The 26238-nt window shown below is 66.9% G+C and carries 25 protein-coding genes; 12 read left to right on the top strand and 13 right to left on the bottom strand.

Annotated elements, in window-relative coordinates; genetic code table 11:
• Positions 1–52: 52 nt before the first annotated feature.
• Positions 53–1021: an AraC family transcriptional regulator gene (locus HV681_RS10635; RefSeq protein WP_175123054.1), complete on the bottom strand. Its 969-nt coding sequence runs from the start codon at positions 1019–1021 to the stop codon at positions 53–55.
• Positions 1022–1186: 165 nt separating this feature from the next.
• Here HV681_RS10635 and HV681_RS10630 point away from each other — a divergent pair, with 165 nt between their 5' ends.
• Positions 1187–1930: an SDR family oxidoreductase gene (locus HV681_RS10630; protein WP_175123053.1), complete on the top strand. Its 744-nt coding sequence runs from the start codon at positions 1187–1189 to the stop codon at positions 1928–1930.
• A 25-nt stretch (positions 1931–1955) separates the two neighbouring features.
• Positions 1956–2732: an SDR family NAD(P)-dependent oxidoreductase gene (locus tag HV681_RS10625; protein ID WP_175123052.1), complete on the top strand. Its 777-nt coding sequence runs from the start codon at positions 1956–1958 to the stop codon at positions 2730–2732.
• 19 nt (positions 2733–2751) lie between these two features.
• On the opposite strand, the gene HV681_RS10620 is transcribed toward HV681_RS10625, so the two are convergent.
• From HV681_RS10620 to HV681_RS10610, 3 genes are read right to left on the bottom strand one after another with little or no spacing between them, the layout of a single operon-like run.
• Complete coding sequence (locus tag HV681_RS10620) at positions 2752–3822, bottom strand: ABC transporter substrate-binding protein (protein ID WP_175123051.1); 1071 nt, start codon at positions 3820–3822, stop codon at positions 2752–2754.
• Positions 3815–5254, bottom strand: coding sequence for a sensor histidine kinase (locus tag HV681_RS10615; RefSeq protein ID WP_175123050.1), 1440 nt, complete (start codon positions 5252–5254; stop codon positions 3815–3817). Before HV681_RS10615 ends, HV681_RS10620 begins: the two co-directional genes overlap by 8 nt.
• Before the next feature lie 14 nt (positions 5255–5268).
• Complete coding sequence (locus tag HV681_RS10610) at positions 5269–5973, bottom strand: response regulator transcription factor (RefSeq protein ID WP_175123049.1); 705 nt, start codon at positions 5971–5973, stop codon at positions 5269–5271.
• A 241-nt stretch (positions 5974–6214) separates the two neighbouring features.
• Between HV681_RS10610 and HV681_RS10605 the strand changes: the two genes are divergently transcribed.
• Together HV681_RS10605 and HV681_RS10600 are read left to right on the top strand one after the other, a co-directional pair.
• The gene (locus tag HV681_RS10605) at positions 6215–7555 is read left to right on the top strand and encodes a CitMHS family transporter (RefSeq protein ID WP_175123048.1); all 1341 of its coding nucleotides are present in this window, start codon (positions 6215–6217) and stop codon (positions 7553–7555) included.
• 41 nt (positions 7556–7596) lie between these two features.
• Positions 7597–8337 carry an SDR family oxidoreductase gene (locus HV681_RS10600; RefSeq protein WP_175123047.1) on the top strand — a complete coding sequence of 247 codons (741 nt, stop codon included), beginning with the start codon at positions 7597–7599 and terminating at the stop codon, positions 8335–8337.
• Between the two features lie 25 nt (positions 8338–8362).
• Here HV681_RS10600 and HV681_RS10595 read toward each other — a convergent pair whose 3' ends face one another.
• The 3 genes from HV681_RS10595 to HV681_RS10585 all read right to left on the bottom strand — a co-directional run bounded on the left by HV681_RS10595 (position 8363) and on the right by HV681_RS10585 (position 11185).
• Complete coding sequence (locus HV681_RS10595) at positions 8363–8767, bottom strand: GCN5 family acetyltransferase (protein WP_175123046.1); 405 nt, start codon at positions 8765–8767, stop codon at positions 8363–8365.
• Positions 8768–8843: 76 nt separating this feature from the next.
• The gene (locus tag HV681_RS10590; RefSeq protein ID WP_175123045.1) at positions 8844–9812 is read right to left on the bottom strand and encodes a tripartite tricarboxylate transporter substrate binding protein; all 969 of its coding nucleotides are present in this window, start codon (positions 9810–9812) and stop codon (positions 8844–8846) included.
• A gap of 41 nt (positions 9813–9853) precedes the next feature.
• On the bottom strand, positions 9854–11185 hold the full coding sequence (locus HV681_RS10585; protein WP_175123044.1) for an arylsulfatase: 1332 nt from the start codon (positions 11183–11185) through the stop codon (positions 9854–9856).
• A gap of 101 nt (positions 11186–11286) precedes the next feature.
• Here HV681_RS10585 and HV681_RS10580 point away from each other — a divergent pair, with 101 nt between their 5' ends.
• The gene (locus tag HV681_RS10580; RefSeq protein WP_175123043.1) at positions 11287–12189 is read left to right on the top strand and encodes a LysR family transcriptional regulator; all 903 of its coding nucleotides are present in this window, start codon (positions 11287–11289) and stop codon (positions 12187–12189) included.
• Between the two features lie 75 nt (positions 12190–12264).
• Positions 12265–12618, top strand: coding sequence for a hypothetical protein (locus HV681_RS10575; protein ID WP_239213093.1), 354 nt, complete (start codon positions 12265–12267; stop codon positions 12616–12618).
• 35 nt (positions 12619–12653) lie between these two features.
• Here HV681_RS10575 and HV681_RS10570 read toward each other — a convergent pair whose 3' ends face one another.
• The gene (locus HV681_RS10570) at positions 12654–13940 is read right to left on the bottom strand and encodes a serine/threonine-protein kinase (RefSeq protein WP_175123042.1); all 1287 of its coding nucleotides are present in this window, start codon (positions 13938–13940) and stop codon (positions 12654–12656) included.
• Between the two features lie 108 nt (positions 13941–14048).
• A complete protein-coding gene (locus tag HV681_RS10565; protein WP_175123041.1) occupies positions 14049–14525 on the bottom strand; it encodes a hypothetical protein in 477 nt (158 codons plus the stop codon).
• A 360-nt stretch (positions 14526–14885) separates the two neighbouring features.
• Between HV681_RS10565 and HV681_RS10560 the strand changes: the two genes are divergently transcribed.
• On the top strand, positions 14886–15089 hold the full coding sequence (locus HV681_RS10560) for a cold-shock protein (RefSeq protein WP_129242965.1): 204 nt from the start codon (positions 14886–14888) through the stop codon (positions 15087–15089).
• A 41-nt stretch (positions 15090–15130) separates the two neighbouring features.
• Positions 15131–15388, top strand: coding sequence for a hypothetical protein (locus HV681_RS10555; protein WP_175123040.1), 258 nt, complete (start codon positions 15131–15133; stop codon positions 15386–15388).
• Between the two features lie 169 nt (positions 15389–15557).
• On the opposite strand, the gene norR is transcribed toward HV681_RS10555, so the two are convergent.
• On the bottom strand, positions 15558–17087 hold the full coding sequence (gene norR, locus HV681_RS10550) for a nitric oxide reductase transcriptional regulator NorR (protein WP_175123039.1): 1530 nt from the start codon (positions 17085–17087) through the stop codon (positions 15558–15560).
• Between the two features lie 152 nt (positions 17088–17239).
• Here norR and ytfE point away from each other — a divergent pair, with 152 nt between their 5' ends.
• The 3 genes from ytfE to HV681_RS10535 all read left to right on the top strand — a co-directional run bounded on the left by ytfE (position 17240) and on the right by HV681_RS10535 (position 19413).
• Complete coding sequence (ytfE, locus tag HV681_RS10545; protein WP_175123038.1) at positions 17240–17911, top strand: iron-sulfur cluster repair protein YtfE; 672 nt, start codon at positions 17240–17242, stop codon at positions 17909–17911.
• Between the two features lie 60 nt (positions 17912–17971).
• The gene (locus HV681_RS10540) at positions 17972–18382 is read left to right on the top strand and encodes a hemerythrin domain-containing protein (protein ID WP_175123037.1); all 411 of its coding nucleotides are present in this window, start codon (positions 17972–17974) and stop codon (positions 18380–18382) included.
• 113 nt (positions 18383–18495) lie between these two features.
• Positions 18496–19413 (top strand): DUF808 domain-containing protein, encoded by a 918-nt coding sequence (locus HV681_RS10535; protein WP_175123036.1) that lies wholly within the window; start codon positions 18496–18498, stop codon positions 19411–19413.
• A gap of 119 nt (positions 19414–19532) precedes the next feature.
• Here HV681_RS10535 and HV681_RS10530 read toward each other — a convergent pair whose 3' ends face one another.
• The 3 genes from HV681_RS10530 to HV681_RS10520 are packed head-to-tail and all read right to left on the bottom strand — an operon-like array spanning position 19533 to position 25269.
• Positions 19533–20993, bottom strand: coding sequence for an efflux transporter outer membrane subunit (locus tag HV681_RS10530; RefSeq protein WP_175123035.1), 1461 nt, complete (start codon positions 20991–20993; stop codon positions 19533–19535).
• Positions 20994–20995: 2 nt separating this feature from the next.
• Positions 20996–24181, bottom strand: coding sequence for an efflux RND transporter permease subunit (locus HV681_RS10525; RefSeq protein WP_175123034.1), 3186 nt, complete (start codon positions 24179–24181; stop codon positions 20996–20998).
• Positions 24178–25269: an efflux RND transporter periplasmic adaptor subunit gene (locus HV681_RS10520; RefSeq protein WP_175123033.1), complete on the bottom strand. Its 1092-nt coding sequence runs from the start codon at positions 25267–25269 to the stop codon at positions 24178–24180. Before HV681_RS10520 ends, HV681_RS10525 begins: the two co-directional genes overlap by 4 nt.
• Positions 25270–25501: 232 nt before the next feature.
• Here HV681_RS10520 and HV681_RS10515 point away from each other — a divergent pair, with 232 nt between their 5' ends.
• Entirely contained in the window at positions 25502–26125 is a 624-nt protein-coding gene (locus HV681_RS10515) for a TetR/AcrR family transcriptional regulator (RefSeq protein WP_175123032.1), read from the top strand.
• The last annotated feature ends 113 nt before the right edge of the window (positions 26126–26238 follow it).

Below are 26238 nucleotides of genomic sequence, written 5' to 3'. Positions count from 1 at the left end.
GAGGGTGGCAACAGGTGCGCCGAATGCTACACGATGAGGCGCCGCGCCCGCGTCAGTGCCGGGACGCGAAATCGCCGATGGCGGCCGCGGGCGACAGCGCGAACGACGCCTTCATATCGCGCACTTCCTCCACAGGCGTGCGGCCAAAGAATCGCTTGAACTCGCGGCTGAATTGCGATGCGCTTTCGTAGCCGACGCGGGCCGAGGCCGACGCGGCGGTCAGGCCGTCGCGGATCATCATGAGCCGGGCCTGATGCAGCCGCGTGGACTTGATGTACTGAATGGGCGAGGTCTGCGTCACCGCCTTGAAATTGACGTGAAACGCGGGGACGCTCATGCCGGCTTCCTGCGCCAGGTGCGTCACGTCCAGCGGCTGGGAATAGTCCGTATGGATGCGGCGCAGCGCGCGGGCAACGCGGCCGAAGCGGCCCGGATGCGCGAGGGCGGCGCGCAAGGCGCCGCCTTGCTCGCCGCTCAGGACGCGAAAGCAAATTTCGCGCACCAGCGCCGGGCCGAGGATCTCGGCATCGAGCGGATGGCACAGCGCGCGCAAGAGGCGCACGGTGGCGTCGGCCAGTTCAGGGGACAGGGGGGTCGAGGCGATGCCGAGCGGCGCGTCGCCGTTGTGGGCGCCCGCTGCGGCTTCGGGACCTTCGCCCGAGCGGTTATCGATCGCCACCACCAGATCGGCCACGGTCGCCAGATCCATCCGGATGGACACCGCGAGCATGGGCTCTTCCTTGCTGGCCTGCGTCTCCGTGGAAAAGGGCAGGGGCACGGACAGCACCAGAAAGTGCTGCGCGTCGTAGACGTAGGTCTCGTCGCCCAGAAAGCCAAGCTTGCGGCCCTGGCACACGATGACGATGCCGGGCTCGTAAAGCACCGGCGTTCGGCCCAGCGGCCGGTCCGAGCGCATGAAGCGCACGCCGTCCAGCGCGGACAGGCTGTAGCCCTCGTTGGGCGCCAGGCGGTCGATGAGGGCAATCATTTCGCGCGACAGCGGATTGGACGGCAGCGTCATGGGGCATCCGTGGTTCGGTTCCGGTGGTGGACATTCTACCGGCGTCCATCGGGGCGGAACAGGGTGCGCAATAGGAATGGGCAAGGGTGCGATAGACGCAGGTATTCGCGCGCGGGGCCGCAATCCTTAGCATTTCAGTCACGTCAACGACTTGGAGAAATGACCATGACTGCAACACAGAAGCGGCAATCCAAAGTGGTGCTGATCACCGGCGCCAGCAGCGGCATCGGCGAGGCGACGGCGCGGCTGCTGGCCGCGCAGGGCCACCGCGTGTACGTCGGGGCGCGCCGCACGGACCGGCTGGAAACACTGGTGCAAGAGATTCGGGCAAACGGCGGTACGGCAGCGTTTCGCGCGCTGGACGTCACGTCGGCCGAGGACATGCGGGACTTCGTGCGCGGCGCCGAGGCGGCCTACGGGCAGGTGGACGTGATCGTCAACAACGCGGGCGTGATGCCGCTGTCGCCGCTGAATTCTCTGAAGGTGGACGAGTGGGACCGGATGATCGACGTGAACATCCGCGGCGTGCTGCACGGCATCGCCGCCGTGTTGCCGGGCATGGAGCGCCAGGGACACGGACAGGTGATCAACGTGTCTTCCATCGGCGGGCTCGCCGTGTCGCCGACGGCGGCGGTGTACTGCGCGACCAAGTTTGCGGTTCGCGCGATCTCGGACGGCTTGCGCCAGGAGACCAACAAGATTCGCGTGACGGTGGTCTGCCCCGGCGTCGTTGAATCGGAGCTGGCCGACACGATTACCGACGACACCGCGCGCGTGGCGATGCAGTCGTTCCGCCGCGTGGCCCTGCACCCGGACGCCATCGCCCGCGCCATTGCCTACGCCATCGAACAGCCTGACGACGTGGACGTCAGCGAAGTGGTGGTGCGCCCGACGGCCAGCCCGCATTGAACCTGCAACCCTAAGGAATCGAACCATGACGGCAACGACTATTTCTGACCAACCCGCTTCAGACCAACCCTTTTCCGGCCGGACGGCCATCGTGACCGGCGCCGCCAGCGGCATCGGCCTGGCCACCCTGGAACTCCTGCACGCGCAGGGCGCCCGCGTCGTGGCGGTGGACCGGGACGAAGCCGTGCGCGCGCTGGCGCGGCCCGGCGTCGAGCCCCTGGTGGCCGATATCTCGCGGGAAGACAGCGCCGAAAAGGCGGTCAAGACCGCGATGGACCGCTTCGGCAGGCTGGACATCCTGGTGAACAACGCGGGCGTCATCATCAACAAGCCGGTGATCGACATGACGCTGGACGACTGGGAAGGCATTCTTGCCGTGAACGCCACGGGCGCCTTCCTGTTTTCCCGTGAAGCGATGCGCGTGATGGTGCCGGCGGGCCGTGGCGCGATCGTCAACGTCGGCTCGTACGCCTGCTACCAGGCCTTTCCGACCATTGCGGCCTACGCGGCGTCCAAAGGCGCGCTGGCGCAGCTGACGCGCGCGTTGTCGCTGGAGGCCATCGAGCACGGCATCCGGGTGAACGCCGTGGGGTCGGGCGACGTGGTCACCAACATCACCAACCACATCCATGCGGACGGTCCGGGCTTCCTGGCCGAGCACGGCAAGAACGCGCCGATCCGGCGCGCGGCCGAGCCGCGCGAGATCGCGGAGGTGATTGCGTTCCTGGCATCCGACAAAGCCAGCTATATCGTCGGCGCGGTGGTGATGGCCGACGGCGGCATGAGCGTGGCGCTGCGCTAGGCGCAGAGTGCGTGCGGCCTTAAAGCGGCGGAAAGATCGCCGCGCGCCACAGGTCCAGGAAGTGGCGCTTTTTCAGCGGGTCCAGATACACCAGCAGGCCGACGCCCAATGCCACGGGCCGCACGCCGGCTGCGGGCACGACCGATGCGCTGACCGGCCGCATGCCGGACTCGCGTGCCAGCGCATCCTGCCCGCGCGCCGACAGCAGATAGTCCAGGAACAGCGCGCCCAGGTCGCCGCGCGGCGCTTGCTTCGGAATGATGGCCGAGCGCGACAGCATCAGCGTGTAGTCCTGCGGGTAGATGATGGCGAGCGGCGCGCCGTTGTCGATGCGGTGCCGGGTATAGGACTCCAGCAGGTTGTAGGCCAGCGTGACGTCGCCGCTTTCCAGCTTGTCCAGCGCGTGTTCGGTGGACTCGTGGATGGACACGCCGTTGCGGCCGAAGGCGCCAAGCAGCGCGCCCGCCATGCTGTCCAGCCGCGTGTCCTGCGTAGCCGCCAGATAGCCGATGCCGCTGCCCTGCACGTCGTAGGTGGAGATGCGGCCGGCGAGCGGCTGGTCGGGCGCCTGCAGCAGCGACAGCAGTTCGCGGCGGGTGTGCGGCACGCGTGCGGCATCAAGCTTGCGCGTGTTGTAGACCATCACGATGGGGTCGGTGCCGATGCTGAAGACCTCATCGCGCCAGTTGGCCCAGCCGGGCAGGGCGCGCGTCTGCGGCGATATGTGCACGCGCGCGTAGCCGTCGTTGACCAGCTTGGTCTGCAGGTCCATGGCGCTGCTGATGACGATGTCCGGCCCTGACGGGACGCCGGGCGCTGTGGCTGCGCGGGCCACGGTGTCGCTGTAGAGATCCTGCGTCGACAGCTCGGTGTATTCCAGCCGGACAGATGGGTTCAACCTGCTGAAGTCTTCCAGCACGCCGCGAAACACCTGCACGCTGTTGGACGCGTGAACGACCAGCACGTTGCTGCTGCCGGCCGGTCCCAGCGTGAGACCGCTGCCGCTCACTTCGGCGGCGTGGCTGATCGCGGACAGCGTCAGCGCGGCGATCGCGGCCAGGCCGCGCAGGATGGAGCGGGCGTCACGCATGATCGGCTTTCGCGGGCAAAGCGGTTGCGGGCAACGTGATGACGGCGTCCAGCCCGCCGCCCACGCGGTTGCTCAGGCTGAGCGTGCCGCCGTGGATGTCGACGACGCGCTTGATGATGGACAGACCCAGGCCGGCGCCTGGCGAGCGGGGATTGGGGCCGCGCGCAAACCGTTCGAAGGCCGTGTTGGCCAGGGCCGGCGGAATCCCCGGCCCCTGATCGGACACCGTGACGCGCCAGCCACCGTCGTGCGGATCCAGCCGCACGTCGATGTGGCCATCGTCATTGGCACCGTGCCGCAAGGCGTTGTCGATGAGGTTCTTGAAGGCCTCGCGCAGCATCAGGTTGTCGCCCATGACGCGCGGCGGATTGCCGCCGTTGGCGGACGGCAGATGCAGCCGGACATCAGGCTGCGGGTCCGCCTGCGGGACGGTGTCGTACACGGCCTGGCTCAGCAGCTCGGCCACGTCGACCGGCTGGAACTGCCGGACATTGCTGCGGTGGATGACGCTGGCGTCGCTGAGCAGCTGGTTGACCAGGCGCGACAGCTTTTCGGCGTTGCGCAGCACGGCCAGCAGGCTGCGCCGCTGCTCGGCTGGATCGTCCTCGTCCAGTGCAAGCTCCATCTGCGCGTGCAGCGCGGCCAGCGGGGTGCGTAGCTGGTGCGCGGCCTCGGCGATGAACAGGCGCAGGGTGTCCAGGTTTTCCGACAGCCGGCCCATGAAGCCATCCAGCGAGTGAACCAGCATGTCCAGTTCCTCGGGCACCGGCGCAGCGATGGGATGCAGGTCCGATGCGGTGCGGCCGGCCAGTTCGCGCTCGACCCGCTGAATGGGCGACAGCGACCGCTGCAATCCCCAATACGCCAGCGCCAGCGCGGCGGCGGTAAAACCGATTAACGCCAGCGTGCCTTGCCACAGGATGCGGTCGGCCAGCGCGTTGCGCGCCTCGCGCGTCTGGGCGACCTGGATGATCGCGGTCTCGGTCTCTTGCGGACCGGCTACCTTGCGTTCCATCCAGGCGACGCGCACCGGTTCGCCCTGGTATTCGGCGGCGTAAAGCTGCGGCGTGCTGGCGTCGCCGCTGCCTCGCGCGGGCGGTGCGGGCAGGTCGCCGTATCCGGAGATCAGCGCACCGCGCGCCGAGGCCACCCGGTAGAACACCCGGTCGCGCGGCGCCTGCTCCAGCAACGCCAGCGCCGCGTAGGGCATGTCCATCTGCCACTCGCCCTGCACGAGCTGCAGGCTGTCGGCCATGGACAGCACGGACGCGCGCAGCAGTTGGTCGTAGGTGGTGTCGGCGGTCTGGTGCGCATAGCCGCGCACCAGCAGGTAGATCGCGCCCAGTCCCACCGCGAACAGCGCGCCGAGCACGGTCAGCAGCCGGCGGCGCACGGAAATGCGGCGGGGCAGCTCGGAACGCGGCCGGTTCATGGCGTGGCGGGCCGCTACGGAAGCGGCGGGGCCGAGGGCTCGCCGTCCGCGCCGTCGGCTGCGGTCAGCAGGTAGCCGGTGCCGCGCTGCGTCTCGATGCGCAGCGGCGAGCCTTCCAGCTTGCGGCGCAGCCGGGCGATGTAGACCTCGATGGCGTTGGGCGCGGCGTCGTCGTCAAACGCGAACAGCTTGTTTGCGATCTCCGACTTGCTGACGGCGCGGTTCATGCCGGCCAGCAAAATTTCAAGCAGGCTGAATTCGCGCTTGGGCAGGTCGATGCGCCGGCCGGCCAGCGTGACCTGCCGCGCCGCGCTGTCGATGACTAGGTCGCCAAACCGCAGGGTGCCGGTGGCTTGCGGGCTGGGACGGCGCAGCAGCGCGCGGCAGCGGGCTTCCAGTTCACGGAAATCGAAGGGCTTGGCCAGGTAGTCGTCCGCGCCGGTATCCAGGGCGTGCACGCGGTCTTCGATGTCGATGCGCGCGGTCAGCGCCAGGACGGGCGTCTTGCTGCCGCGATCGCGCAGCCGGTGCAGGATGTCAAAGCCCGACATGCGCGGCAGGCCGATGTCCAGGATGACGAGATCGAAGGTCTCGTACTGCAGCACGCCGTCGGCGTTCAGCCCGTCGTTCTGGCTGTCGACGGCATGGCCGAGACGGCGCAGCCGGCGCACAAGTGCGTCGGACAAATCCTCATCGTCTTCGATTACCAGGATGCGCATGCGGCGATTGTCGCATGATGGACAGCCCCCACGCCGCGCGCGCTTCGCACGCTAGATGCCCCCCGGGGGGGCGCTTTTCCCTTGGGGCGGCCCGGCGGGAAAAGGGCCCCCATGCCGCGAATGCGTCTCCGCGGCCAACAAAAACGACAGGTTCCAGACAGCTTTTCTTCCTAGTCTTGCGTACCCGCTTCCCCAGCCGGAGGCAGGCACACATAACAACGACTAGCTGGAGATAACCCTCATGCTTCTGACCCTGCTTGGCTTCGGCATGGTGATCACGTTCATGACGCTGATCATGACCAAGCGCCTGTCGCCGCTTGTCGCCCTCATCCTTGTCCCCATTATCTTTGCGCTGCTGGGCGGTTTTGGCGCGGGCATCGACAAGATGATGCTGGACGGCATCCGCAAGATCGCGCCGACCGGCGTGATGCTGATGTTCGCCATCCTGTACTTCGGCGTGATGATCGACGCGGGCCTGTTTGACCCCATCGTCGGCCGCATCCTGCGCGCGGTGAAGGGCGATCCGCTGAAGATCGTGGTGGGCACGACCGTGCTGGCGCTGGTGATCTCGCTGGACGGCGACGGGTCCACCACCTACATGATCGTGGTGGCGTCGATGCTGCCGCTGTACCGCCGCCTGAAGATGAACGCGCTGTCCATGACCTGCCTGGCGATGCTGGCCAGCGGCGTCATGAATCTCACGCCGTGGGGCGGACCCACGGCGCGCGCCGCCAGCGCCCTGCACGTGGACGCGGGCGACATCTTCGTGCCGCTGGTGCCGGTGATGGGCGTGTCCATCGTGGCGATCCTGATCCTGGCGTTCTTCCTGGGCCTGCGCGAGCGCCGCCGTCTGGGCGTGCTGGCGCTGCCGGAGGGCGCGTCGCTGCATGCGGGCTACGACGAAGATGGTCCGAAGAACCTGCCCGAGATCGAGGTCGACCACGACCTGCGCCGCCCCAAGCTGCTGTGGGTGAACGCCGGCCTGACGCTGGCGCTGATGGTGAGCCTGGTGCTGGGCGTGCTGCCGCTGCCCGTGCTGTTCATGATCGCCTTCGCCATCGCGCTGATCATCAACTACCCGAACCTGGCCGAGCAGCGCCGCCGCGTGGCGCAGCATGCCGGCAACGTGCTGTCGGTGGTGTCGCTGATCTTCGCGGCGGGCATCTTCACCGGCATCCTGTCCGGCACCGGCATGGTCGAAGCCATGTCGCGCAGCCTGCTCGCCGTCATTCCCGACGCGCTGGGACCGTATCTGGCGGGCATCACCGCGCTGGTCAGCCTGCCGTTCACGTTCTTCATGTCGAACGACGCCTTCTACTTCGGCGTGCTGCCCATCCTGAGCGAAGCCGCGCAAGGCTACGGCATCACGCCCGTCGAGATGGCGCGCGCCTCGCTGATCGGCCAGCCCGTCCACCTGCTCAGCCCGCTCGTGCCGTCCACCTACTTGCTCGTCGGCCTGGCCGGCGTGGAGTTCGGCGACCACCAGCGTTATGCGCTGAAGTGGGCCACGATGGTCTGCATGGTGATGCTGGCGGCCGCCCTGGCGTTCGGCCTGTTCCCCCTGGTGGGCGCGGCCGCCTGATTCCCCGCGGCGCCAGCCGCATGACTTTGAAAGGAAGCACCATGGCTTTGCGCATCGCTTACGTCACCAGCGGCATGGGCCACACCGGCACCGCGATCTGCCAGGCGCTGCATCGCGCCGGCCATCGCGTGGTCGCCGGCTGCGGTCCGCGCTCGTCCCGCAAGGACCACTGGCTGAAGGAACAGAAGTCGCTGGGTTACGACTTCATCGCCTCGGAAGGCGACGCCACCGACTGGGCGTCGACCGAGGCGGCCTTTGCCAAGGTCCGGCGCGAAGTCGGCCAGATCGACGTGCTGGTCAACAACGCCGGCTCCATGCTGGACATGCGTTTTCGGCAGATGAGCCACGCCGACTGGTCGGCCGTCCTGCGCAGCAATCTGGATACGCTCTTCAACAGCACCAAGCAGGTCGTCGACAGCATGGCGGACCGCGGCTGGGGGCGCATCATCAACATCGGATCGGTGGCAGCCGAGAAAGGCCAGATCGGCCAGATCAACTTTGCGACCGCCAAGGGTGCAGTCATTGGTTTCACGCGCTCGCTCGCGCAGGAAGTGGCGGCGCGCGGCGTGACGGTGAACCTGGTGTCGCCGGGCTTCATCGCCGACGACACGGTCCGCGCGTTCCCGCCGGCGCTGCTGGACCGCATCGTGGAAAGCGTGCCGGTGGGCAGGCTGGGCACCGCGCAGGACCTGGCCGGGTTGTGCGTGTGGCTGGCGTCTGACGAGGCCGCGTTTGTCACCGGCGCCAACTACGCCATCAACGGTGGCGTGTACATGAGCTGATGCCGAGGCGTCAGGCCCGCGCAGGTCAGACGCTGCGGCTTTTCAGGAAGTCGGCGATGGAGGTCGCGGTGCGCTTGCTGTCGGCCAGCCATTCCACGCGCCATTCGGTGATGCGTTCTGCGGTGTGGTGTTCAAAGACGCCCGGCGTAGGCTCGTTGATGGACTCCAGCTGCCGCACCAGCACCAATGGTTGTTCCGCGCCCGGCGTGTCTTGCGAAAACGCCGCGGCGTCTTCGAAGGTGTCAAAGGCGTAGTAGTAATCGTCGCCCTCATGCAGGTCTTCGCCGCCCGCATGCGGGTGCACCCACACGCGATATTCCAGGACGTCGTCGTAGAAATAGCCGCCGCCCGATTTGGTCATGGCGGGGTATTCGCCCACCTGATCAGGATCGATGGCGACGGGGTGGGCGGAGGAAAGAGGTGGCGTCATGGTGAGCGGCGGATAAGGTTGAAGCGCTGCGGATTGTGGCAGGCCGACACCTTAGCGCATTCAGGCGCCACGCCGCTCAATTCGCCAGCTTCACCGCGCCGCTGTCGATCAGGGCCTTCCATTTGGCGTTGTCCGCCTGGATGAATTTCAGCAGGTCTTCCCGCGAACCGCCGCCGGCCAGCATGCCGGCGTTGTCGACCGCCGCCTTGAACGCGGGCGTGGCGACGGCGGCGCGCAGCGCGGCGTTGATGGGTTCAAGCTGGTCGCTCGTGATGGCATTGCTGGCCGCCACCGAAAACCATTGCGTCGCGGCGTAGCCTTTGAATCCTGATTCTTCCACCGTGGGCAAGTCGGGCAGGCTGTCCAGGCGATAGGGCGTGGTCACGGCGTAAGCCTTCAGTGCGCCGGACTTGATCTGCGGCATGACCGGCGCGGATCCCAGGATGGCCAGCGGAATCTGTCCGCCGGCAACGTCCGCCACCGCCTGGCCGCCGCCCTTGTACGGCACATGCACGATGCGGGTGCCGGCGTATTGATTCAGCAACTCGCCCGCCAGGTTCTGCGACGTGCCGTTGCCCGAGCTGCCATAGCTCCAGGCTTCGGGTTGGCGGCGGGCATCGGCCAGCACGTCCTGCAGGCTGTTCTTGGCGTTGCGGGCAGGGCCCACGATGACCATGGGGCCCTGCGCCATCAGCATCACGGGGGCCAGCTCGCGGCCGATGTCGGGTTGCGGCGTCGGGTAGATGAGCGGTCCCGGCACGGTGAGCAGATAGCCGTCGGCGGCCTTGCTGCGCGCGACCAGTTGAAGGGCGATCGCACCCGAGGCCCCGGGACGGTTCTCCACGATGACGTTCAGGCCGGTCTGGCGCGCCAGCTCCTGCGCCGCGATGCGGGTCAGCACGTCCGCCGTGCCGCCGGGCACGAAGCCCACCACCCACGTGATCTGTTTGGCCGGCCATTGAGTATTGCTGTCGGCCGCCGTGGCGGCCGCGGCGGGCATGGCGATGCTTAGAAGCATCGCGCAGCATTGGATAGCGAATTTCATGTTTTCCCCTTGATTTCTGCTATCGGTGATTCGTCTTTCGCTCAGCCGGGATCCCGCTTGCCGGGCGGCGTGTTCGGATGTTCGGCGCACGACTGGTTGAACGCCTGCACCATTTTCAGGATGGGGCCGAGCACCCACGTATTGAAGATGAGAATGTCGCTCTCCTCCTTGGGGTCCTGTAGCAGATTGAACAGGTACGGGGATTCCAGTTTGCCCTTGCCCTCGTTGACCTCGGGCTCCCAGTAGAAGTGCAGCTTCCAGTCGCGCCATTTCACGGCGCGCAGGTCGCCCTTGATGTAGAACAGGAATCCCTCACGCAGGGATTTCGCGCTGGCTCCGGTAAAGAAGTCGGTCTGGTCGATGCCGTCGATGGGCCGGTCCCGCGGAATGTCGGCGCCGCCGATGCGGGACAGCGTCGTGTACAGATCGGTCACGTGGACCATCTCGTTGGACACCTGACCCGGCTGTACGCGGCCGGGCCAGCGGATGATGAAGGGCACGCGCAGGCTGCCTTCCATGGCGGTATGGTAGGTGCCGCTCCAGGGACCCGCCGTGCCGCGGTACGGCTTGCGGTATTCGGGACCGTTGTCGCTGCAGAAGATGAACACGGTGTCCTCGCGCAGGTTCAGCTCGTCTACGGCCTGCACGATCTGGCCGACGCGATGGTCCATTTCGACCATGGAGTCCGCGAAGTCGCCCGCGCCCGTGCGCCCGGCAAAGTCGGGGTGCGGCAGGGTGGGAAAGTGCAGATGCACCAGCGGCAGATACAGGAAGAACGGGCGCGCCGCCTCGGCATGCTTGCGCATGAATCCGATGGACCGGTCCACCAGTTCGGCGTCGATGCCGCGCCGCGTGTCCAGATCGTAGACCTTGACGTTCTCCGACGGCCCGCCGGCTTCGCCTTGCATGATGTGCGGAATGTCCGCCACCGTGGGATCGAAGCCGATCGACGACGTGAACTGGCTTTCGTCGGTGGTGCGCGGGATGCCGTACCACTCGTCAAAACCCCGGTCGCTGGGATACCGGCCGGGGATGTCGCCCAGATGCCATTTGCCGAAATGCGCGGTGGCGTAGCCCTGGCCCGACAGTTGTTGCGCCAGCGTGATCTCGTCGCGCGTAAGCCCTTGCGGCAGGCCGGGCGGGACGGATTGCAGGCAGCCCGTGCGGATGGGGTGACGCCCGCTCATCAGCGCCGAGCGCGTGGGCACGCAGTCGCTTTCCACGTTGAAGTTCTGCAGCAGCAGGCCCTCGGTGGCCAGGCGGTCGATGTTCGGGGTGGGTGCGCCGCGCAGGGCGCCGCCGCCGTAACAGCCAAGTTCTCCCCATCCCAGATTGTCGGCCACGATCAAGACGATGTTCGGCTTGTGTTCCATTGTGCTCTCGCCTCGGTGAATGCTCGGGTTGATCCCAGGATTCTAGGAGGGCGAGGTCGCCGTTATATTCCCGAAAGTACGTAAATGAATGAACTTTGGTTATGAATCTGTCGCTGCGGGATATTGAGTATTTCCTTGCCGCCGTCGAGTACGGCAACCTGGAACGCGCCGCGGCGTCGTTCGGCGTCAGCCAGCCGGCATTGTCGAAATCGCTGCAGCGGCTGGAGGCTGATACGGGGCTGGCGTTGCTGGACCGCAGCGGCCGTGGACTGCGCCTGACGTCCGCCGGGCTGGTGTTCCTGGAGCATGCCAAACGGCTTTGGGCCGAGTACCGGGACGCCATGCGCCACGCGGCGGAATTGCGGGTGGGCCAGGCGGGATTGCTGCGCGTGGGGGTAACGGGCGCGACCGTCGACAGCGTGGCGATGCCCGCGATGCGGCACCTGCTGCCGCGCCGACCGGCGTTGCGGGTGCAATTGACGCAGGGGTTATCGGATGACCTGAACGAGCAGGTCGCCAGCGGCAAGCTGGACCTGGCCGTGACGCCCATCTATGCGGACGTGCCTTCGACCCTGCACCATGAACCGATCATGGAAGACCGCCTTTGCGTGGCGGCCAGCCGCCACCATCCGCTGGCCACGCGCCGCAAACTGGCATTGCGCGATCTGGCGGACCTGCGGTGGATTCTGCCCAAGCCTTCCTCGATTGCCCGCAAGGCCCTGGATTCGCGGTACGCGGAAAGCAGCCTGCCGTTGCCCGCCGCGGCGCTGGAGGTCGAGCACTTTTCCAAGGGCACGCTCGAGCTGCTGGCGCAGACGGATCTGCTGGCGCTGCTGCCGCAAAGCGCGCTTGAGACTGGGGCGGACGTCGTCGCGCTACCGGTGGCGCTTGGCCGGCCGCTGCCGCGCGCCATTGCGCTGATTTCCCGGCAGGGGACCGCCTGGTCGCCGCTGATGCATGAATTCCGGCGCGCCATTCTGGATTGCGCAGCGGGCATGGCCTGAGCACGGCGACTGGCGCAACGGCGGTTTTCGGCTGTGCCACAATGGTCCGCTTTCAAATCATCAGGAGCGGGGTTCATGGCTGGAACGTCATTGCGGGTTGCGGCGGGCGTGGGGCTGCTGTCGCTGGCGGCGCTTGCCGCGTGCGGCAAGAAAGACGCCTATCCGCCCGAGGTCCAGCGCGAGACCTACAGCTCGTGCGTCGCCGGTTTTAAATCCAGGGTCCAGGCGTCGCCGGAAGTCGACGCGAAGGCCGCCAGTTATTGCAATTGCATGGTCGACGGCTTGCAGAAGTCCGTGCCCTACGAGGAATTCAAGCAGTTGGATCAGCTGCTGGCGACCAAGAGCGCCACGCCGGACAGCGAAAGGCTGAGCAAGGGCGTGACCGATGTGGTCAATGCCTGCTTGAAGCGCGAAATGCCCAAGGGCTGACGGCCCTAATGCGGAATGCAGTTGCCGAGCGCGCGTCAGGTGCACTGCCAGAGGTGCCCGCTGACGCGGCAGGCGGCGCACCAGAAGGTGTAGTTGCAGCCGCCGCTGCCCCACAGCCATTCACCACCGTCCTCTTGCGGCAGGCCGGAGTCCAACTGCATGGCCAGAGGCATGTCCTCGCCGCAGTCGGGACACGCCGGGTAGTCGGCGGATTGCACCCAGCTCGGTGCGCCGCCGACCCGGCTGAGGTTCTGGCGGCCATTGGACTCGCCCCAGTCCTGCCAATGCCAGCGCGCCGGCGCCTTGAACAGCGTCACGCCGGCTTCCAGCAGCGGAATCGCGACGAAGTCCGGCTTCAAGGGGGCGTCGCGCTGCTGGCTGGGGTGCATAAGCGGCGCGCCGTCCTCGGCGTGGCGAAAGAAAAGGGCGCCGTCGGTTTCCCAACCCTGGCACGACAGGCAGGTCGCGAATTCGATGGCGCTGTGATTATCGATGCCTGCTGCGGCGGCATCCTGAATCGCCAGCAGCCGGTGCAAGGGGCCGTGGCACAGGCCGCAGCGGTTTGCCGACGTGCCGCCCATGCGCGCTTGCGCGCGGTCCGTTGATTCGGGGTTCCAGGTGGGATGCGCGCGCTGCATCTCGCGCCGCCATGCCGGCTGTTGCGCCAGCATGGATTTTCTTTGCGCAGCGCTAAAACCGATGTGCAGCGGCTGTTCGCCGTGCAACGCGCGCAAGCCCCCTCCGTGTTCCGCATAGCCCGCTTGCTGCAACCACGATGCGGCATCGGGGGCGTCGGCCTCGGGAAACAGGCGACGCCAGGCCGCGTATACCGTCTGCGGCCGGCGCGACCGCAGCAACGCGACGGCGCGCGCGCGTCCTGGACTGCCTTCGGCGAGGTCGTCGTCCAGCCGGTGCAGCCAGTCGAGCAGCGTGGCGTCGTCCAGGGCGCGCCATGCGAGATCGGCCGCGTATTCCGGACCGCCGTCGTCGTCCTGCACGGCGGTCAGCAGCCGCTCCCAGTCTCGGGCAAAGGCTTCAGGGTGCTGGACCGCTGCGGAATCCAGGACCGCGCGCGCCAGTTCGGAATCGGCGCCGCGCCGCCAGACTTCGCCAACCGTGGCCACGTAGGCCGCGTCGTCCATCAGGTCGAGCGCGGCGTCAATGACGGTGGCGTGCTTGATCGGCCTGTCCAGTGCCTGCAGGACCAGATCGGCCAACGCGGCGGGCGCATCCCGCCGCAATTGCAGCATTTGCGCCATGGGGTCGTTGTTCTTCCAGCCCAGGCGCTCATAGGCGTCAAGAATCTCGGTGGCGGTTTTCATCGGCCGGTCCAGAATTGATCGAGCGGGGAGGATATCCGATGGCATCGCTTGCCGCGGACCGGAGGCGCAGGCCGCGGCCGGACCCAGGGGCGCTGTGCCGGGCCCGCGCTATCGTGACAGCTTCGTCGACACGTCCGTGTGCGTGCCGCGGTCCAGATCCGCGCCAAGCGGCCTGTCCCATGCGGGCAGGGTCCGCAACTCCTGGTTGACTTCGCCCGCTTCGATACGCCGCGCAATGTCGTCCAGCAATTGCGTTCGCGTGGCGAATCCCCGGCCCTGCAGGTCGCGCGCGAACAGCCGGTAACGCAGATTGGGTTCAGCGCCTTTCATAACGCCCAAATTCAGGATGTGGCCTTGCTCGTTGCGCAGTAGCAGATGGCCGGGGCGGGCATAAATGCGGTAAATGCGCCATGGCGACGAAATGGCGGCGTGAATGGGATAGGGATCGCACCCGGGGTCGCAACCCGGGGTGCTCCGGGGATCGCGCCGGATGTCGCCATGGCCTCCGGGCGGCCGTGGCTTCGAAGGAAGGCGCTTGATGCACGCATTGGCGAATCGGGCGATGGATCTGCTGAAAACGCTCACGCAGCGCCCGCCGTTATCGCGGGAAGATCGACGGGGCGGGGGGCTGGCGGCCGGGGTTGGCGCTGAATGACCACGAGTTGTTCCTCATATGGCGATACGGCGAGGCGACGCGCGTTCAAGCACCAAGCGGCCAGCATACGCGCTTTTGTCAGCCGGCTTGCGCGCTGAGTGGATTGGTTACTCATTAAGCACAAAGCGCGTTGACTTCCCCCCGCACGCCGCCCATAGTGACCTGGAGTCTTTTCGAGCATCGTGATTTTCGTCCGGTCTTGCACCCTCCGCGGGGCGCCTAATTGTTCGCGATCCTTTCCTTGACTGGCCTCATTTCGCGGGTTTGCCCGCATTTAAAGGAAAGCGTCAATGGAAACCGGAATTGTGAAGTGGTTCAACGATGCCAAAGGTTTTGGCTTCATCATGCCCGAGGACGGCGGCAAGGATCTGTTTGCGCACTTCTCGGAGATCGTCAGTGACGGTCACAAGGTGCTCGTTGAGAATCAGCGCGTCAGCTACGTGACCGCGCAAGGCGCCAAGGGTCCGCACGCAACGCAGATCCGCGCATTGTGACCGGTGGCCGCGAGGCCTTTCGGTCAGATATTGGAGGTCCCATGTTTCATAACAATATGGTCTACAAGGGTTATCGGCTGACGGCGAGCGTGTCCCGGGTTCCGGTCGGCAATGCGCGCCGTCCGGCCTTTACCGCAACCGTGGCCGTGGAATTGGCGGGTGATCGGGACCGGCTCGGCGAGCTGCATCCCGTGCCGCTTTTCGTGTCCGGCGGGTTCGTCGCCACGCCCGGCATGGCGGTCGATGCCGCGATCACGCACGGCCGCCTGATGGTGGATGCGCATTCCCGGGTAGATTGACGGCGCGATGCGCGCCGCCGGGCAGCGCGAATCGTTGCCCATGATCGGCGCAATAGCCAGACCGGGCCGCCCGCGTTACGCGAGGCGGCCCATTTCATTTTGGGTAGCGCTGGTTTCACGAATTTCTGATCGGCATACCGGCTGCAGCACAACATTCCGGTGAACCGCCTCAGGCTTTCAGTCCCAGCCGTCTTGCCAACTTATGCAGGTTGCTCGGATCCACATCCAGCGCCCGCGCCGCCACCGCCCAGTTGCCCTGATTGACATCCAGCGCGCGCCGGATGACCTGACGCTGGCAGGCGTCCACCGCGTCCCGCAGCGATTGCAAGGGTGCGCTTGCATCGGGCGCCTCGGCCGCATCATCCTCCAGCGACGCGGGCATGTCGCCATCGGACAAATCCAGCAGCTTGGCCCCCAGCGTGACAATTTCGTTGCGGCTGGCGCCGTGGCTGACGGCCTTGATGGCGGCGCGGCTGATGACGTGTTCCAGTTCGCGCACGTTGCCCGGCCAGCGGTAGCGCCGCATCATTTCCTCGGCCTCGGGCGATAGCCGCAGGCTGCGCAGACCGAGCCGCGCGCGGTTCAGTTCCAGATAGCGTCCGGCCAGCAGCAGGATGTCGTTGCCGCGGTCGCGCAGGGGCGGGATGGGAATGGGATAGACCGACAGCCGATGATAGAGGTCGGCGCGGAAGTCGCCCGCGCGCACCAGGTCGCGCAGGCTGCGGTTGGTGGCCGCCACGATACGCACGTCCACGGTGCGCGGGCGGTCGTCGCCCAGCCGCTGGATCTCGCCGTTCTGCAGGGTGCGCAGCAGCTTGGCCTGCACCAGCAGCGGCAGTTCGCCGACTTCGTCCAGGAACAGGGTGCCGCCATTGGCGGCTTCGAAGCGGCCGGGGCGGTCAGCGACGGCGCCGGAGAATGCGCCCTTGGCGTGGCCAAACAGCTCGCTTTCGGCCAGCGATTCGGGCAGCGCGGCGCAGTTCACATGCACCAGCGGCCGGTCGCGGCGGCGCGACAACCCGTGCACGCGATGCGCGAACAGCTCCTTGCCCACGCCAGTCTCGCCCAGCAGCAGGATGGGCAGCTCTGAATCGGCCACGACTTCGATCTCGTGCAGCAGCCGGCCGATGGATTCGCTTTGGCCCAGGATGTCGCTGCTGGCCGGAGCGGCGCTGTCCGCCGGCGCCTGCCCGCGCGCCACGCGCAGGGCACGGATCTCGGCTTCAAGGCGCGTGGTGCGGAGCGCCGCTTCGAGCAGCACGATGTAATCGCGCAGGTCGGCCTGCGCCTCCATGTCGAACGTGCCGACCTCCAGCGCGTCCAGCGTCAGCACGCCCCAGGTCTTGCCCTCGATGTGCAGGCTGGTGCCCATGCAGTCGTGCACCGGCAGCGGTTCGCCCGCCATGCCATTGATGAGTCCATCGTAGGGATCCGGCAACGTGCTGTCGTGGTGAAAGCAGGTGACGCCGCGCCGTCCCAGGATGGCCGCCAGCCGCGGATGCTGCTGCACGGCGAAGCGGCGGCCCAGCGCGTCCTGGGTCAGGCCGTCCACCGCGATGGGGCGCAGATGGTCCTCTTCAAGCTGCAAGAGCGCGACCGCGCCGCAACGGAAATGGGTGCGAAGGCTGGAGACCAGTCGCTGAAGCCGGATGGCGGGCGGCAGGTCGGCGACCAGGTCCGCGAGCAGGAGATTTTGCATGGGGTGAATTCTACCGTTGCAAGGTGAATAGAACCCTCCTGTTGAAGGGTGATATCTACCCTTTAAATCGCAGGTGGTTGATAAATCGCAAGTTTTTCCTGGCACGGATTTCGCAAGTAGAGAAGCACCGCAATGATCTTTGGAGAGACGCGATGAGCATGGTTGAGCAATCCCTGGGCCAGTTGGCCCGCAGCATTCCCGGCGCCACGCAGGTGTTTCACGAGTTCGATCTGGACTTCTGCTGTGGCGGCAAGAAGAGCCTGGCCGAGGCGGCGGCCCAGCGTTCGCTGGACCCAGCGCAGATCGAGGCCCGTCTGGAGGCCCTGGCGCAGAATCCGCAACACGAAACCGACTGGGGGCTGGCTTCGCCGGCAGAACTGGTCGACCACATCCTGGCGCGCTACCACGAGGTGCATCGCCAGCAATTTCCGGAACTCATCCGTCTGGCCCTGAAGGTTGAACAGGTGCATGCCGACAGCCCGGACTGCCCGGCCGGCCTGGCCGACCACCTGCGCACCATGCAGCAGGAACTGGAAAGCCACATGCAGAAAGAGGAACAGGTGCTATTCCCCATGCTGGCCCGCGGTCACGGCGCCATGGCGACCATGCCGATCATGGTGATGCGCATGGAACACGACGACCACGGCGTCGCGCTCGAACGCCTGATGGCGCTGACAAACAACGTGACGCTGCCGCGCGCCGCCTGCAATACCTGGCGCGCGCTGTACCTGGGCATCCGGCAGTTCAAGGAAGACCTGATGGCGCACATCCACCTGGAGAACAACATCCTCTTTGAAAACGCAGGCGCGCGCGCGCCGGCCTGACGGGCGCGGCAAGGAAGGGCGGGGCCCGCCGGCCCCGCGGCATCAGCAGGGAAGGTTTGTATGAACATCGACAAATTCAAGCAGCAGCACGTGGATATCCTGGAAGGGATCGCGACGCTGCGCAGGCTGGCCCTGGCGGGCGTGGCCCGCAACGCGGCCGAAATCGCCCAGGGCATCGTGGCCATGAGCGCCACCATCAAGCTGCATCTGGCGGTCGAGGACCGGGCGCTGTACCCGGCCGTGGCGCGCAGCGCCGACGCCGAACTGGCGCGCAAGGGGCGGGAATTCCAGGAAGAGATGGACGCCATCGCCGCCGCCTATGAAGGCTTTGCCAAGCGCTGGAACAACGCGCGCAACCTGGAACTGGACGAGCGCGGTTTCCGGGACGACGCCAACACCGTGCTGCGCCGCGTCCACGAGCGCATGCAGCGCGAAAACCGCGATCTTTACCCGCGCATCGAGGCGATGTAGCAAACCGGCCCGGGCCGGACACAAAAGGAATGAAAAGCGCCATCTCCGTTGCATGAAACCGGCGACCGCCGCCTGTACACTCGGAACACCTTACAGGGCGACAGGGGTTCTTGATGGCCGGAAGCAGTTTCTTCGCGTTGTTCGACGATATCGCCACCATCCTGGATGACGTTTCCGTCATGACGAAGGTGGCTGCCAAGAAGACGGCGGGCGTGCTGGGCGACGACCTGGCGCTCAATGCCCAGCAGGTCAGCGGCGTGCCGGTCAACCGCGAGCTTCCCGTGGTCTGGGCGGTGGCCAAGGGCTCCTTCATCAACAAGCTGATCCTCGTGCCCGCGGCGCTGCTCATCAGCGCATTCGCGCCCTGGGCCATCACGCCGCTCCTGATGCTGGGCGGCGCGTTCCTCTGCTACGAGGGCGTCGAGAAACTGGCGCACAAGTACCTGTCTCACGGCGAATCCCCCGAAGGCCACCACGCCGCGCGCGCCGAGGCGCTGCAGAACCAGTCGGTCGACATGGTGGCGTTCGAAAAGACCAAGATCAAAGGCGCGGTGCGCACCGACTTCATCCTGTCGGCGGAAATCATCGTCATCAGCCTGGGGGCCGTGGCCGGCGCCGACTTCACGCGGCAGGTCGCAGTGCTGTCCATCATTGCCATCGGGATGACGGTGGGCGTCTACGGCCTGGTTGCCGGCATCGTCAAGCTGGATGACCTGGGCCTGTATCTCAGCCAGAAATCGTCGCGCGCGCTGGCCTGGATGGGCGAGCGCATCGTGGCCGCGGCGCCTTATCTGATGAAGACGTTGTCGGTGGTGGGCACGGCCGCGATGTTCATGGTCGGCGGCGCCATCCTGACCCACGGCATCCCGCCGGTGCATGCGGCCGTCGAACACGCCGCTGCGGCGGTTGGCGGGGGCGGCGTCGTTCACGCGCTGGTGTCCACGCTGCTCAATGCCTTGTTCGGCATCGTCGCCGGCGCGGTGGTGCTGGGCGTGGTCAGCCTCGTCAAGCGCCTGTTCAAGAAGGGCTGACAGGCAGCGGGGCCCGGCGCGCCGGGCAGGCGGGGGTGACCGGGCAACGGGGGGCGCCCGGAAGACCGCCACGCCGAAAAGGCCCTGGCGTACCGCTACGGCTACCGCTACGGCTACCGCTACTGCTGCAGCGCGGCGCTGGCCGGCGAGCCCATCGCCTGAAACAACGCCGCCGTTTCCGTCATGCGGGCGTTGGCGTATTCCAGTTCTCGCAGGCGCGCCGCCACGTAATGCTGTTCGGACGCGTACTGGGTGTAAGGCGCCAGCGCACCCAGCCGAACGCGCTTGGCCGTGTTCTGATAGGACAGCTCCGCCGAGCGCCGCGAGGCTTCGGCTGATGCCAGCGCCTGACCGCCGGCATCCAGACGTGACAGCGTGTCGGCCACGTCGCGGAATGCGGTCAGCACGGTTTGCTTGTACTGCAACACGGCAGCCTCATAACGCGCCTTGGCGGCGCTGCGCTCGGCAAGCAACTGCCCGCCGTGGAAGATCGGCTGCGTCAGCGACGCGCCGATGGCCCAGATGGAGCCGGCGCCCGACAAGGCATCCGCCCACGCAAACCCGCCCTTGCCCATGGAGGCCGTCAGCGACAGGCTCGGAAAGAGCTGCGCGGTGGCCAGGCCTACGTCGGCGGCTGCGGCCACCAGCGCCGCCTCGGCAACCAGCACGTCCGGGCGGGAAGCCAGGAGTTCCGACGGCACCACCACCGGCACCGTATCGGGCACGGCGATCGTGCTGAAAGCCAGATCCGGCGGCGCCTGATCGGGACTGCGGCCCAGCAGCACGGCCAGCGCGTGACGCGTCGCATGCCACCGCGCGCGCAGGCCGGGCAGCGATGCCTCCAGCGTGGCGGCATCCTGATCCGCGTCCAGCGCGTCGTTCTGCGACGCCGCGCCCAGTTCGTACCGGCGCAGCGTATCGCGCGCGACCTGCCGCAACAGCACCACCTGCTTTTCCGTCAGCGCCACCTGTTCGGCCAGCGAGGCCGAGGTGATCGCACCCGTGACGATGTTGGCCGCCAGCGAACGCCGCGCGGCTTCCAGCTGATAGGCCTGCTGTTCCACCTGCGCGGCGAGCGACGTGTTGGCAAAGCGCGCCGCGCCAAAGAGGTCCAGGTTGTAGCTGGCCTGCACCTGACCTGTGAAGACATTGAAGAGCGCAGTGGGCTGCGGCAGGTTGGGCATCGTCAGCGCACGGTTGCGCGTGGCGCTGACGCCCGCGTCCACCGTGGGCAGCAGCGACGAATTGACCTGTCCGCGCAATTGCTCGCGCGCACCGGCCAGATTGCGTTCGGCGGCGGCCAGGTCCGGGCTGTTGGCCAGGCCTTCTTCGACCAGCGCATTCAGCGCGTCGGACTGGTAACGCGTCCACCATTGCGGGACCGGGTGCGCGCCGCGTTCGAAGCGTTGCGCCACGCCCTGCGCGGCGGCGCCGGCGGCAGGGGCGGCCTCGACCCCGTATTGCGCGGGTTCGGCCATCGCGGGCGGCCTGCTGTCCGGCGCAAAAGCGCAGGCGCCCAGCGCCAGCACCAGCGGCAGCGCGGCAAATCGCAGGCAGACGGAAGGGATGGAATGTTGCATCGTCAGGCTCCTCGTTCCACCGTGTCGCCCGCGTTGGCGCCGGGCGGCACGCCTTCAGGTTCGTCGCGCTCGTCGTGCTTCACGCGGAACCACGCGGCATACAGGGCCGGCAGGAAGAACAGCGTCAGCACCGTGGCGCTGGTGATGCCGCCCATCAGGGCCGTCGCCATGGGGCCGAAGAAGTTGCTGCGCAACAGCGGAATCAGCGCCAGCACGGCGGCAGCCGCCGTCAGCGTGATCGGCCGGAAGCGCCGGACCGTCGCGCCGACGATGGCGTCCACGCGTTTGTGGCCCGCGCTGATGTCCTGATCGATCTGATCCACCAGGATGACCGAGTTGCGCATGATGATGCCGAACATGGCAATCACGCCCAGCATCGCGACAAAACCGAAGGGCTTGCCGAACAGCAGCAGGGCGGCCACCACGCCGATCAGCCCCAGCGGCGCGGTCAGCACCACCATCAGCACGCGGGCGAAGCTTTGCAGCTGCACCATCAGCAGCGTCAGCACGGCCACCGCCATCAGCGGCATCTGCGCGTTGATGGACGTCTGGCCCTTGGCGCTTTCCTCCACCGGGCCGCCGACTTCGATGCGGAAACCGACCGGCAGCTCGGCGCGCAGCGTGTCCAGCTTCTTGTCGATGGCGCGCGTGACGTCGATGCCTTGCGCGCCGCCGATCACGTCGGCCTGGACGGTGATCGTGGGTTGGCGGTCGCGTTCCCAGATGACGCCGTACTCCAGGTCGTACTTCACCTGGCCGATGCTGCCCAGCGGCACGGGACCGTTCGCCGTGGGCATTGCCAGCGTGGCAAGGCGGGCGGGGTCGACGCGCTCTTCGCGCGGGGCGCGCAGGCTGACGTTGATGAGCTTGTCGCGTTCGCGGTACTGCGTCACGGTGTAGCCCGACAGCGTCATCGCCAGGAAGTCCGAGATGTCGCTGGAGCTGATGCCCAGTTCGCGCGCCTTCTGCTGGTCGACTTCGAAGCGGACCGAGCGCTCGGAAGGCTCGTCCCAGTCGAACTGCACGTTGGCCGAACGTGTGTCGGCGCGGACTTCGGCGGCCACCTTCTCGGCCACCGCTCGCACGTCCGGGATCTTGTCGCCGCTGACGCGGAACTGCACCTGATAGCCGACCGGCGGTCCGTTCTCCAGCCGCGACAGGCGGCTGCGGATGGCGGGGAAGTCGCTGCGCAGCATCGGCTCCATCCACTGCGCAAGCTTTTCGCGATCTTCCACCGAATGTGTCGTGATGACGAGCTGGGCGAAGTTGGGCGTCGCCAACTGCTGGTCCAGCGGCAGGTAGAAGCGCGGGGCGCCCGTGCCCACAAAGCTGACCGAATGCGCGATTTCGGGCCGGCCCTCGATCGCCTTTTCCAGACGCTCGACCTGGCGCAGCGTCGCCGCAAACGACGCGCCTTCCTGCAGCCGCACGTCGACCAGCAGCTCGCTGCGGTCCGAGCTCGGAAAGAACTGCTGCGGCACGAACTTGAAGCCCGCCATGGCCACGGCAAAAACAATTACCGTGCCGGTCAGCACCAGAAAGCGGCGGTCCACGCACCACGCCACCCAGCCGCGCAGGCGCTGGTAGAAGCGTGTGTTGTAGATGTCGTGTTCGTGGTCGTGCGGCAGATGCGCCTCGCGCTTGCGCTCGGGCAAGAGGCGGTAGCCCAGCAACGGAATCAGCACCACGGCCGCGAACCACGAGGTGATCAGCGCAATGGCGGACACCTGGAAGATCGAGCGCGTGTATTCGCCCGTGGCGGACTTGGCCAGCGCAATCGGCAGAAAGCCCGCCACGGTGACCAGCGTGCCGGTCAGCATCGGAAACGCGGTGCTGGTGTAGGCGAACGCGGCGGCGCGTGTGCGGTTCCAGCCTTGTTCCAGCTTCACCGACATCATCTCGACCGCAATGATGGCGTCGTCCACGAGCAGGCCCAGCGCCAGCACCAGCGTGCCCAGCGACACCTTGTGCAGGCCGATGCCGAACATCTCCATGAACAGCGCCGTGATGGCCAGCACCACGGGGATGGAAATCACCACCACCATGCCCGTGCGCAAGCCCAGCGACACCAGGCTCACGGCCAGCACGATCGCCACGGCTTCCGCGACGGAGCGCAGGAATTCGTCAACCGAATGCGACACCGCCGTGGGCATGCTGGAGACTTCCTTCAGCGTGAGGCCCGCAGGCAGTTGGGCCTGCATTTCCTTGAACTTCGCGTCCAGCGACTTGCCCAGGCGCACCACGTCCTGATTCGGCTGCATGGTGATGCCGATGCCCAGCACCGTTTCTCCGCTGAACCGCATCTGCTGCGCGGGCGGATCGTCATAGCCGCGATGAATGGTGGCGATGTCGCCCAGCCGGATCGACTTGTCGTTCACGCGGATCAGCGTGTCCGCCAGCGCCCGGCTGTTGGGAAACTGCCCAGAAGGCCGCACGAAGATGCGGTCGTCGGCCGTGGTCAGCGTGCCCGCGCCCTGCACGGCGTTCTGGCTGTTGATGGCCTGCGCGATCTGTTGCGGCGACACGCCCAGCCGGGTGAGCTGCGTGTTCGTGATCTCGATGTAGATGTGTTCGGGCTGATCCCCGAAGTAATCCACCTTGGCCACGCCGGGCACGCGCAGCAGCACCGTGCGCAGCTTGTCCGCGTAGTCGTGCAGCTGCGCCGGCGAAAAGCCGTCGCCCTGCAAGGTGTAGATGTTGGTGTAGACGTCGCCGAACTCGTCATTGAAGAAAGGGCCCTGCACCCCTTGCGGCAGCGTGGCCCGCATGTCGCCCACCTTCTTGCGCACCTGGTACCACTGGTCGGCCACCGTGTTGGCGGGGGCCGAGTCCTTCATCGTGTAGAAGATCAGCGATTCGCCGGGCCGCGAGTAGCTGCGCAGGAAGTCCGTATTGGCGGTTTCCTGGAGTTTCTTGGCGATGCGGTCGGTGACCTGCTCCTGCACCTGCTGCGCGGTGGCGCCCGGCCACAGGGTCTGGATCACCATGACACGGAAGGTGAAGGGCGGGTCTTCGGACTGCGCCAGCCGCGAATACGACAGCACGCCGAACAGCGTGACGAGCGTGATGATGAAGATCACCAGCGGCTGATGCCGCAGCGCCCAGGCCGACAGGTTGAACCGGCCTTCCTCGTGGCGGTGGGCGTCCTGGCCGGCTTGCTTGCCCCCTTCCTGGCCGGGGGCGCTCATGACGCGAAGTCCTCGGGATGCAGCGGCGGCACCGGGCGCACCTTCTCGCCCGCCGACACCGTATGCACGCCTTGCCACACCACGCGCTCGCCGGCCTGCAGGCCTTGCGACAGCGTGACGGTGCGCGCGTCGTATCGAAGCACCTGCACGCGGCGCAGTTCCAGCGTGTCGGCATCGGGCTTGACGATCCACACCGCGGGCTCCCGGCCTTCATGGAACAGGGCGGTGGCCGGCACGGTAAAGGTGGTCTGCCCGTTGGCCGAGCGGTTGTCGAAGCTGATGTTGGCCGTCATGCCCAGCCGGACGTCGGGCGAGGGCGATTCCAGCGTGAGCTTGGCGCGGTAGGTGCGGCTTTGCGGATCGGCGGCCGGCGCAATCTCGCGCAGCACTGCCGTGAAGGTCTGGCCGGGCAACGGACCCAGCGTGACGCTGGCGCGTTGGCCGATCGCCAATCCCGCCAGCACGCTTTCGGGCACGTCGCACAGTGCGTCGATGTCGCCCGACCAGGCCAGTTGGTAGACCGGGGTGCCCGCCGCCACGTTCTGTCCGGTGTCGGCCTGTTCTGCCGTGATCACGCCAGCGTGGTCGGCCGTGAGGGTGGTGTAGTTGAGCTGGTCGGCCGCCAGCGCCGCCTGCTGCGCGGCCTGGTCCCGCTGCGCAAGCGCGGAGGCATAGGCGTTGCGGGTTTGTTCAAGCTGCGTCGCGGCAATCAGGTTTTCACGTGCCTGGGCGCGGTCGCGGTCCAACTGCTGCCGCGCGTAGTCCAGCTGGTGCTGCGCCGCGGACAGCGACGCGCGCGCCGCCGCGGCGTTCTTGGCCGCGTCGGCCGGATCCAGCTTGGCGAGGACCTGGCCGGGCGCGACGGTGTCGCCCAGCCGCACCTTGCGTTCGATGATCTTGCCGCCCACGCGGAACGACAGCGGCGTGCTGTAGCGGGCCTGGACTTCGCCGGGCAATGTCCAGGCGGGCAGGGCTTCGTCCGCCTGCGCGGGCATGGCGACCACGGGACGCGGCGCCGGGGCGGGCGCCTCCTCGCGGCCGCAGCCGGCCACGGCGGCAGCCAGGGCAAGCACGGCAGACATTGCCATCAGGCGTGTCAGGCGGTGGGGCAGGGAAACGGGAGGTAGCGGCGCTGCATCCGCAGCGGCGTGGCGCGCGGTGGAACGCACGGCCGGGCCAAGACAATTCACGAAACACCTCGCGGCGCGGAAAAGGGCAGGAAAAGGGCGAGTCGGACTCGATACGGACTGGATTCTAATACAGTCATGTATCCGGATTCAATGTTGAATCTGAAACCGTCGCCGATGCTAAACTCCGCCCATGTCAAAAGTCCGCCTAACCCGAGAGCAGAGCCGTGACCAGACGCGTCAGCGCCTGCTCGACGCTGCCCAGTCGATTTTTCTGTCCAAGGGTTTCGTGGCGGCCAGCGTCGAAGACATCGCCGAGCAGGCGGGCTATACGCGCGGGGCGTTCTACAGCAACTTCGGCAGCAAGTCCGAACTGTTTCTGCAACTGCTCAAGCGCGACCATGAAAACGTCATGGCCGACATGCGCGCCATCTTCGAAGCCGGCGAGACCCGGCAACAGATGGAAGCGCGCGTGCTCGATTACTACAGCACGCACTATCGCGAAAACGACTGTTTCCTGCTGTGGATGGAAGGCAAGCTGCAGGCCGCGCGCGATCCGGACTTCCGCGTGGGGTTCATCGCCTGTCTGCGCGAACTGCGCGCCGCCACCACCGAATACATCCGCCAGTTTTCGGCTCTCGTCGGCACACCGCTGCCGCTGCCGGCCGAGCAGCTTGCGCTGGGCCTCCTGGCTCTGTCCGACGGCATGCAGTTCAGCTATGCCTTCGATCCCCAGGCCGTCACGCCCGAGATGACCGAGGCCGTGCTGGCCGGGTTCTTCCGCCGCGTGGTCTTCGGCGACGCAAAGCCCGAATAAGACCGCGGCGCCGATCTGAAAACTTCCGATTCCTGACTCAGGTGATTGTCAGCTTGGGTGCGCCCGTGATAGTAATACCGGCGGTGCACCGGTCGTGCTGAGGGGGCCAGCGC

This window comes from Achromobacter animicus (assembly GCF_902859585.1).
GTDB lineage: Bacteria > Pseudomonadota > Gammaproteobacteria > Burkholderiales > Burkholderiaceae_B > Achromobacter > Achromobacter animicus.
This window is presented reverse-complemented; position numbering and strand designations above follow the sequence as displayed.

Bases quoted from the DNA above. Each gene is read 5' to 3' on its own strand.
- HV681_RS10560 (WP_129242965.1), top strand. From the start codon at position 14,886: ATGGAAACCGGAATTGTGAAGTGGTTCAACGATGCCAAAGGTTTTGGC.
- HV681_RS10595 (WP_175123046.1), bottom strand. From the start codon at position 8,767: ATGACGCCACCTCTTTCCTCCGCCCACCCCGTCGCCATCGATCCTGAT.
- HV681_RS10555 (WP_175123040.1), top strand. From the start codon at position 15,131: ATGTTTCATAACAATATGGTCTACAAGGGTTATCGGCTGACGGCGAGC.
- HV681_RS10605 (WP_175123048.1), top strand. From the start codon at position 6,215: ATGCTTCTGACCCTGCTTGGCTTCGGCATGGTGATCACGTTCATGACG.
- HV681_RS10570 (WP_175123042.1), bottom strand. From the start codon at position 13,940: ATGAAAACCGCCACCGAGATTCTTGACGCCTATGAGCGCCTGGGCTGG.
- HV681_RS10530 (WP_175123035.1), bottom strand. From the start codon at position 20,993: ATGCAACATTCCATCCCTTCCGTCTGCCTGCGATTTGCCGCGCTGCCG.
- HV681_RS10620 (WP_175123051.1), bottom strand. From the start codon at position 3,822: ATGCGTGACGCCCGCTCCATCCTGCGCGGCCTGGCCGCGATCGCCGCG.
- HV681_RS10520 (WP_175123033.1), bottom strand. From the start codon at position 25,269: ATGGCAATGTCTGCCGTGCTTGCCCTGGCTGCCGCCGTGGCCGGCTGC.
- HV681_RS10630 (WP_175123053.1), top strand. From the start codon at position 1,187: ATGACTGCAACACAGAAGCGGCAATCCAAAGTGGTGCTGATCACCGGC.
- HV681_RS10580 (WP_175123043.1), top strand. From the start codon at position 11,287: ATGAATCTGTCGCTGCGGGATATTGAGTATTTCCTTGCCGCCGTCGAG.
- HV681_RS10635 (WP_175123054.1), bottom strand. From the start codon at position 1,021: ATGACGCTGCCGTCCAATCCGCTGTCGCGCGAAATGATTGCCCTCATC.
- HV681_RS10625 (WP_175123052.1), top strand. From the start codon at position 1,956: ATGACGGCAACGACTATTTCTGACCAACCCGCTTCAGACCAACCCTTT.
- HV681_RS10585 (WP_175123044.1), bottom strand. From the start codon at position 11,185: ATGGAACACAAGCCGAACATCGTCTTGATCGTGGCCGACAATCTGGGA.
- HV681_RS10590 (WP_175123045.1), bottom strand. From the start codon at position 9,812: ATGAAATTCGCTATCCAATGCTGCGCGATGCTTCTAAGCATCGCCATG.
- HV681_RS10575 (WP_239213093.1), top strand. From the start codon at position 12,265: ATGGCTGGAACGTCATTGCGGGTTGCGGCGGGCGTGGGGCTGCTGTCG.
- HV681_RS10535 (WP_175123036.1), top strand. From the start codon at position 18,496: ATGGCCGGAAGCAGTTTCTTCGCGTTGTTCGACGATATCGCCACCATC.
- norR (WP_175123039.1), bottom strand. From the start codon at position 17,087: ATGCAAAATCTCCTGCTCGCGGACCTGGTCGCCGACCTGCCGCCCGCC.
- HV681_RS10540 (WP_175123037.1), top strand. From the start codon at position 17,972: ATGAACATCGACAAATTCAAGCAGCAGCACGTGGATATCCTGGAAGGG.
- HV681_RS10610 (WP_175123049.1), bottom strand. From the start codon at position 5,973: ATGCGCATCCTGGTAATCGAAGACGATGAGGATTTGTCCGACGCACTT.
- HV681_RS10600 (WP_175123047.1), top strand. From the start codon at position 7,597: ATGGCTTTGCGCATCGCTTACGTCACCAGCGGCATGGGCCACACCGGC.
- HV681_RS10525 (WP_175123034.1), bottom strand. From the start codon at position 24,181: ATGAGCGCCCCCGGCCAGGAAGGGGGCAAGCAAGCCGGCCAGGACGCC.
- HV681_RS10615 (WP_175123050.1), bottom strand. From the start codon at position 5,254: ATGAACCGGCCGCGTTCCGAGCTGCCCCGCCGCATTTCCGTGCGCCGC.
- HV681_RS10515 (WP_175123032.1), top strand. From the start codon at position 25,502: ATGTCAAAAGTCCGCCTAACCCGAGAGCAGAGCCGTGACCAGACGCGT.
- ytfE (WP_175123038.1), top strand. From the start codon at position 17,240: ATGAGCATGGTTGAGCAATCCCTGGGCCAGTTGGCCCGCAGCATTCCC.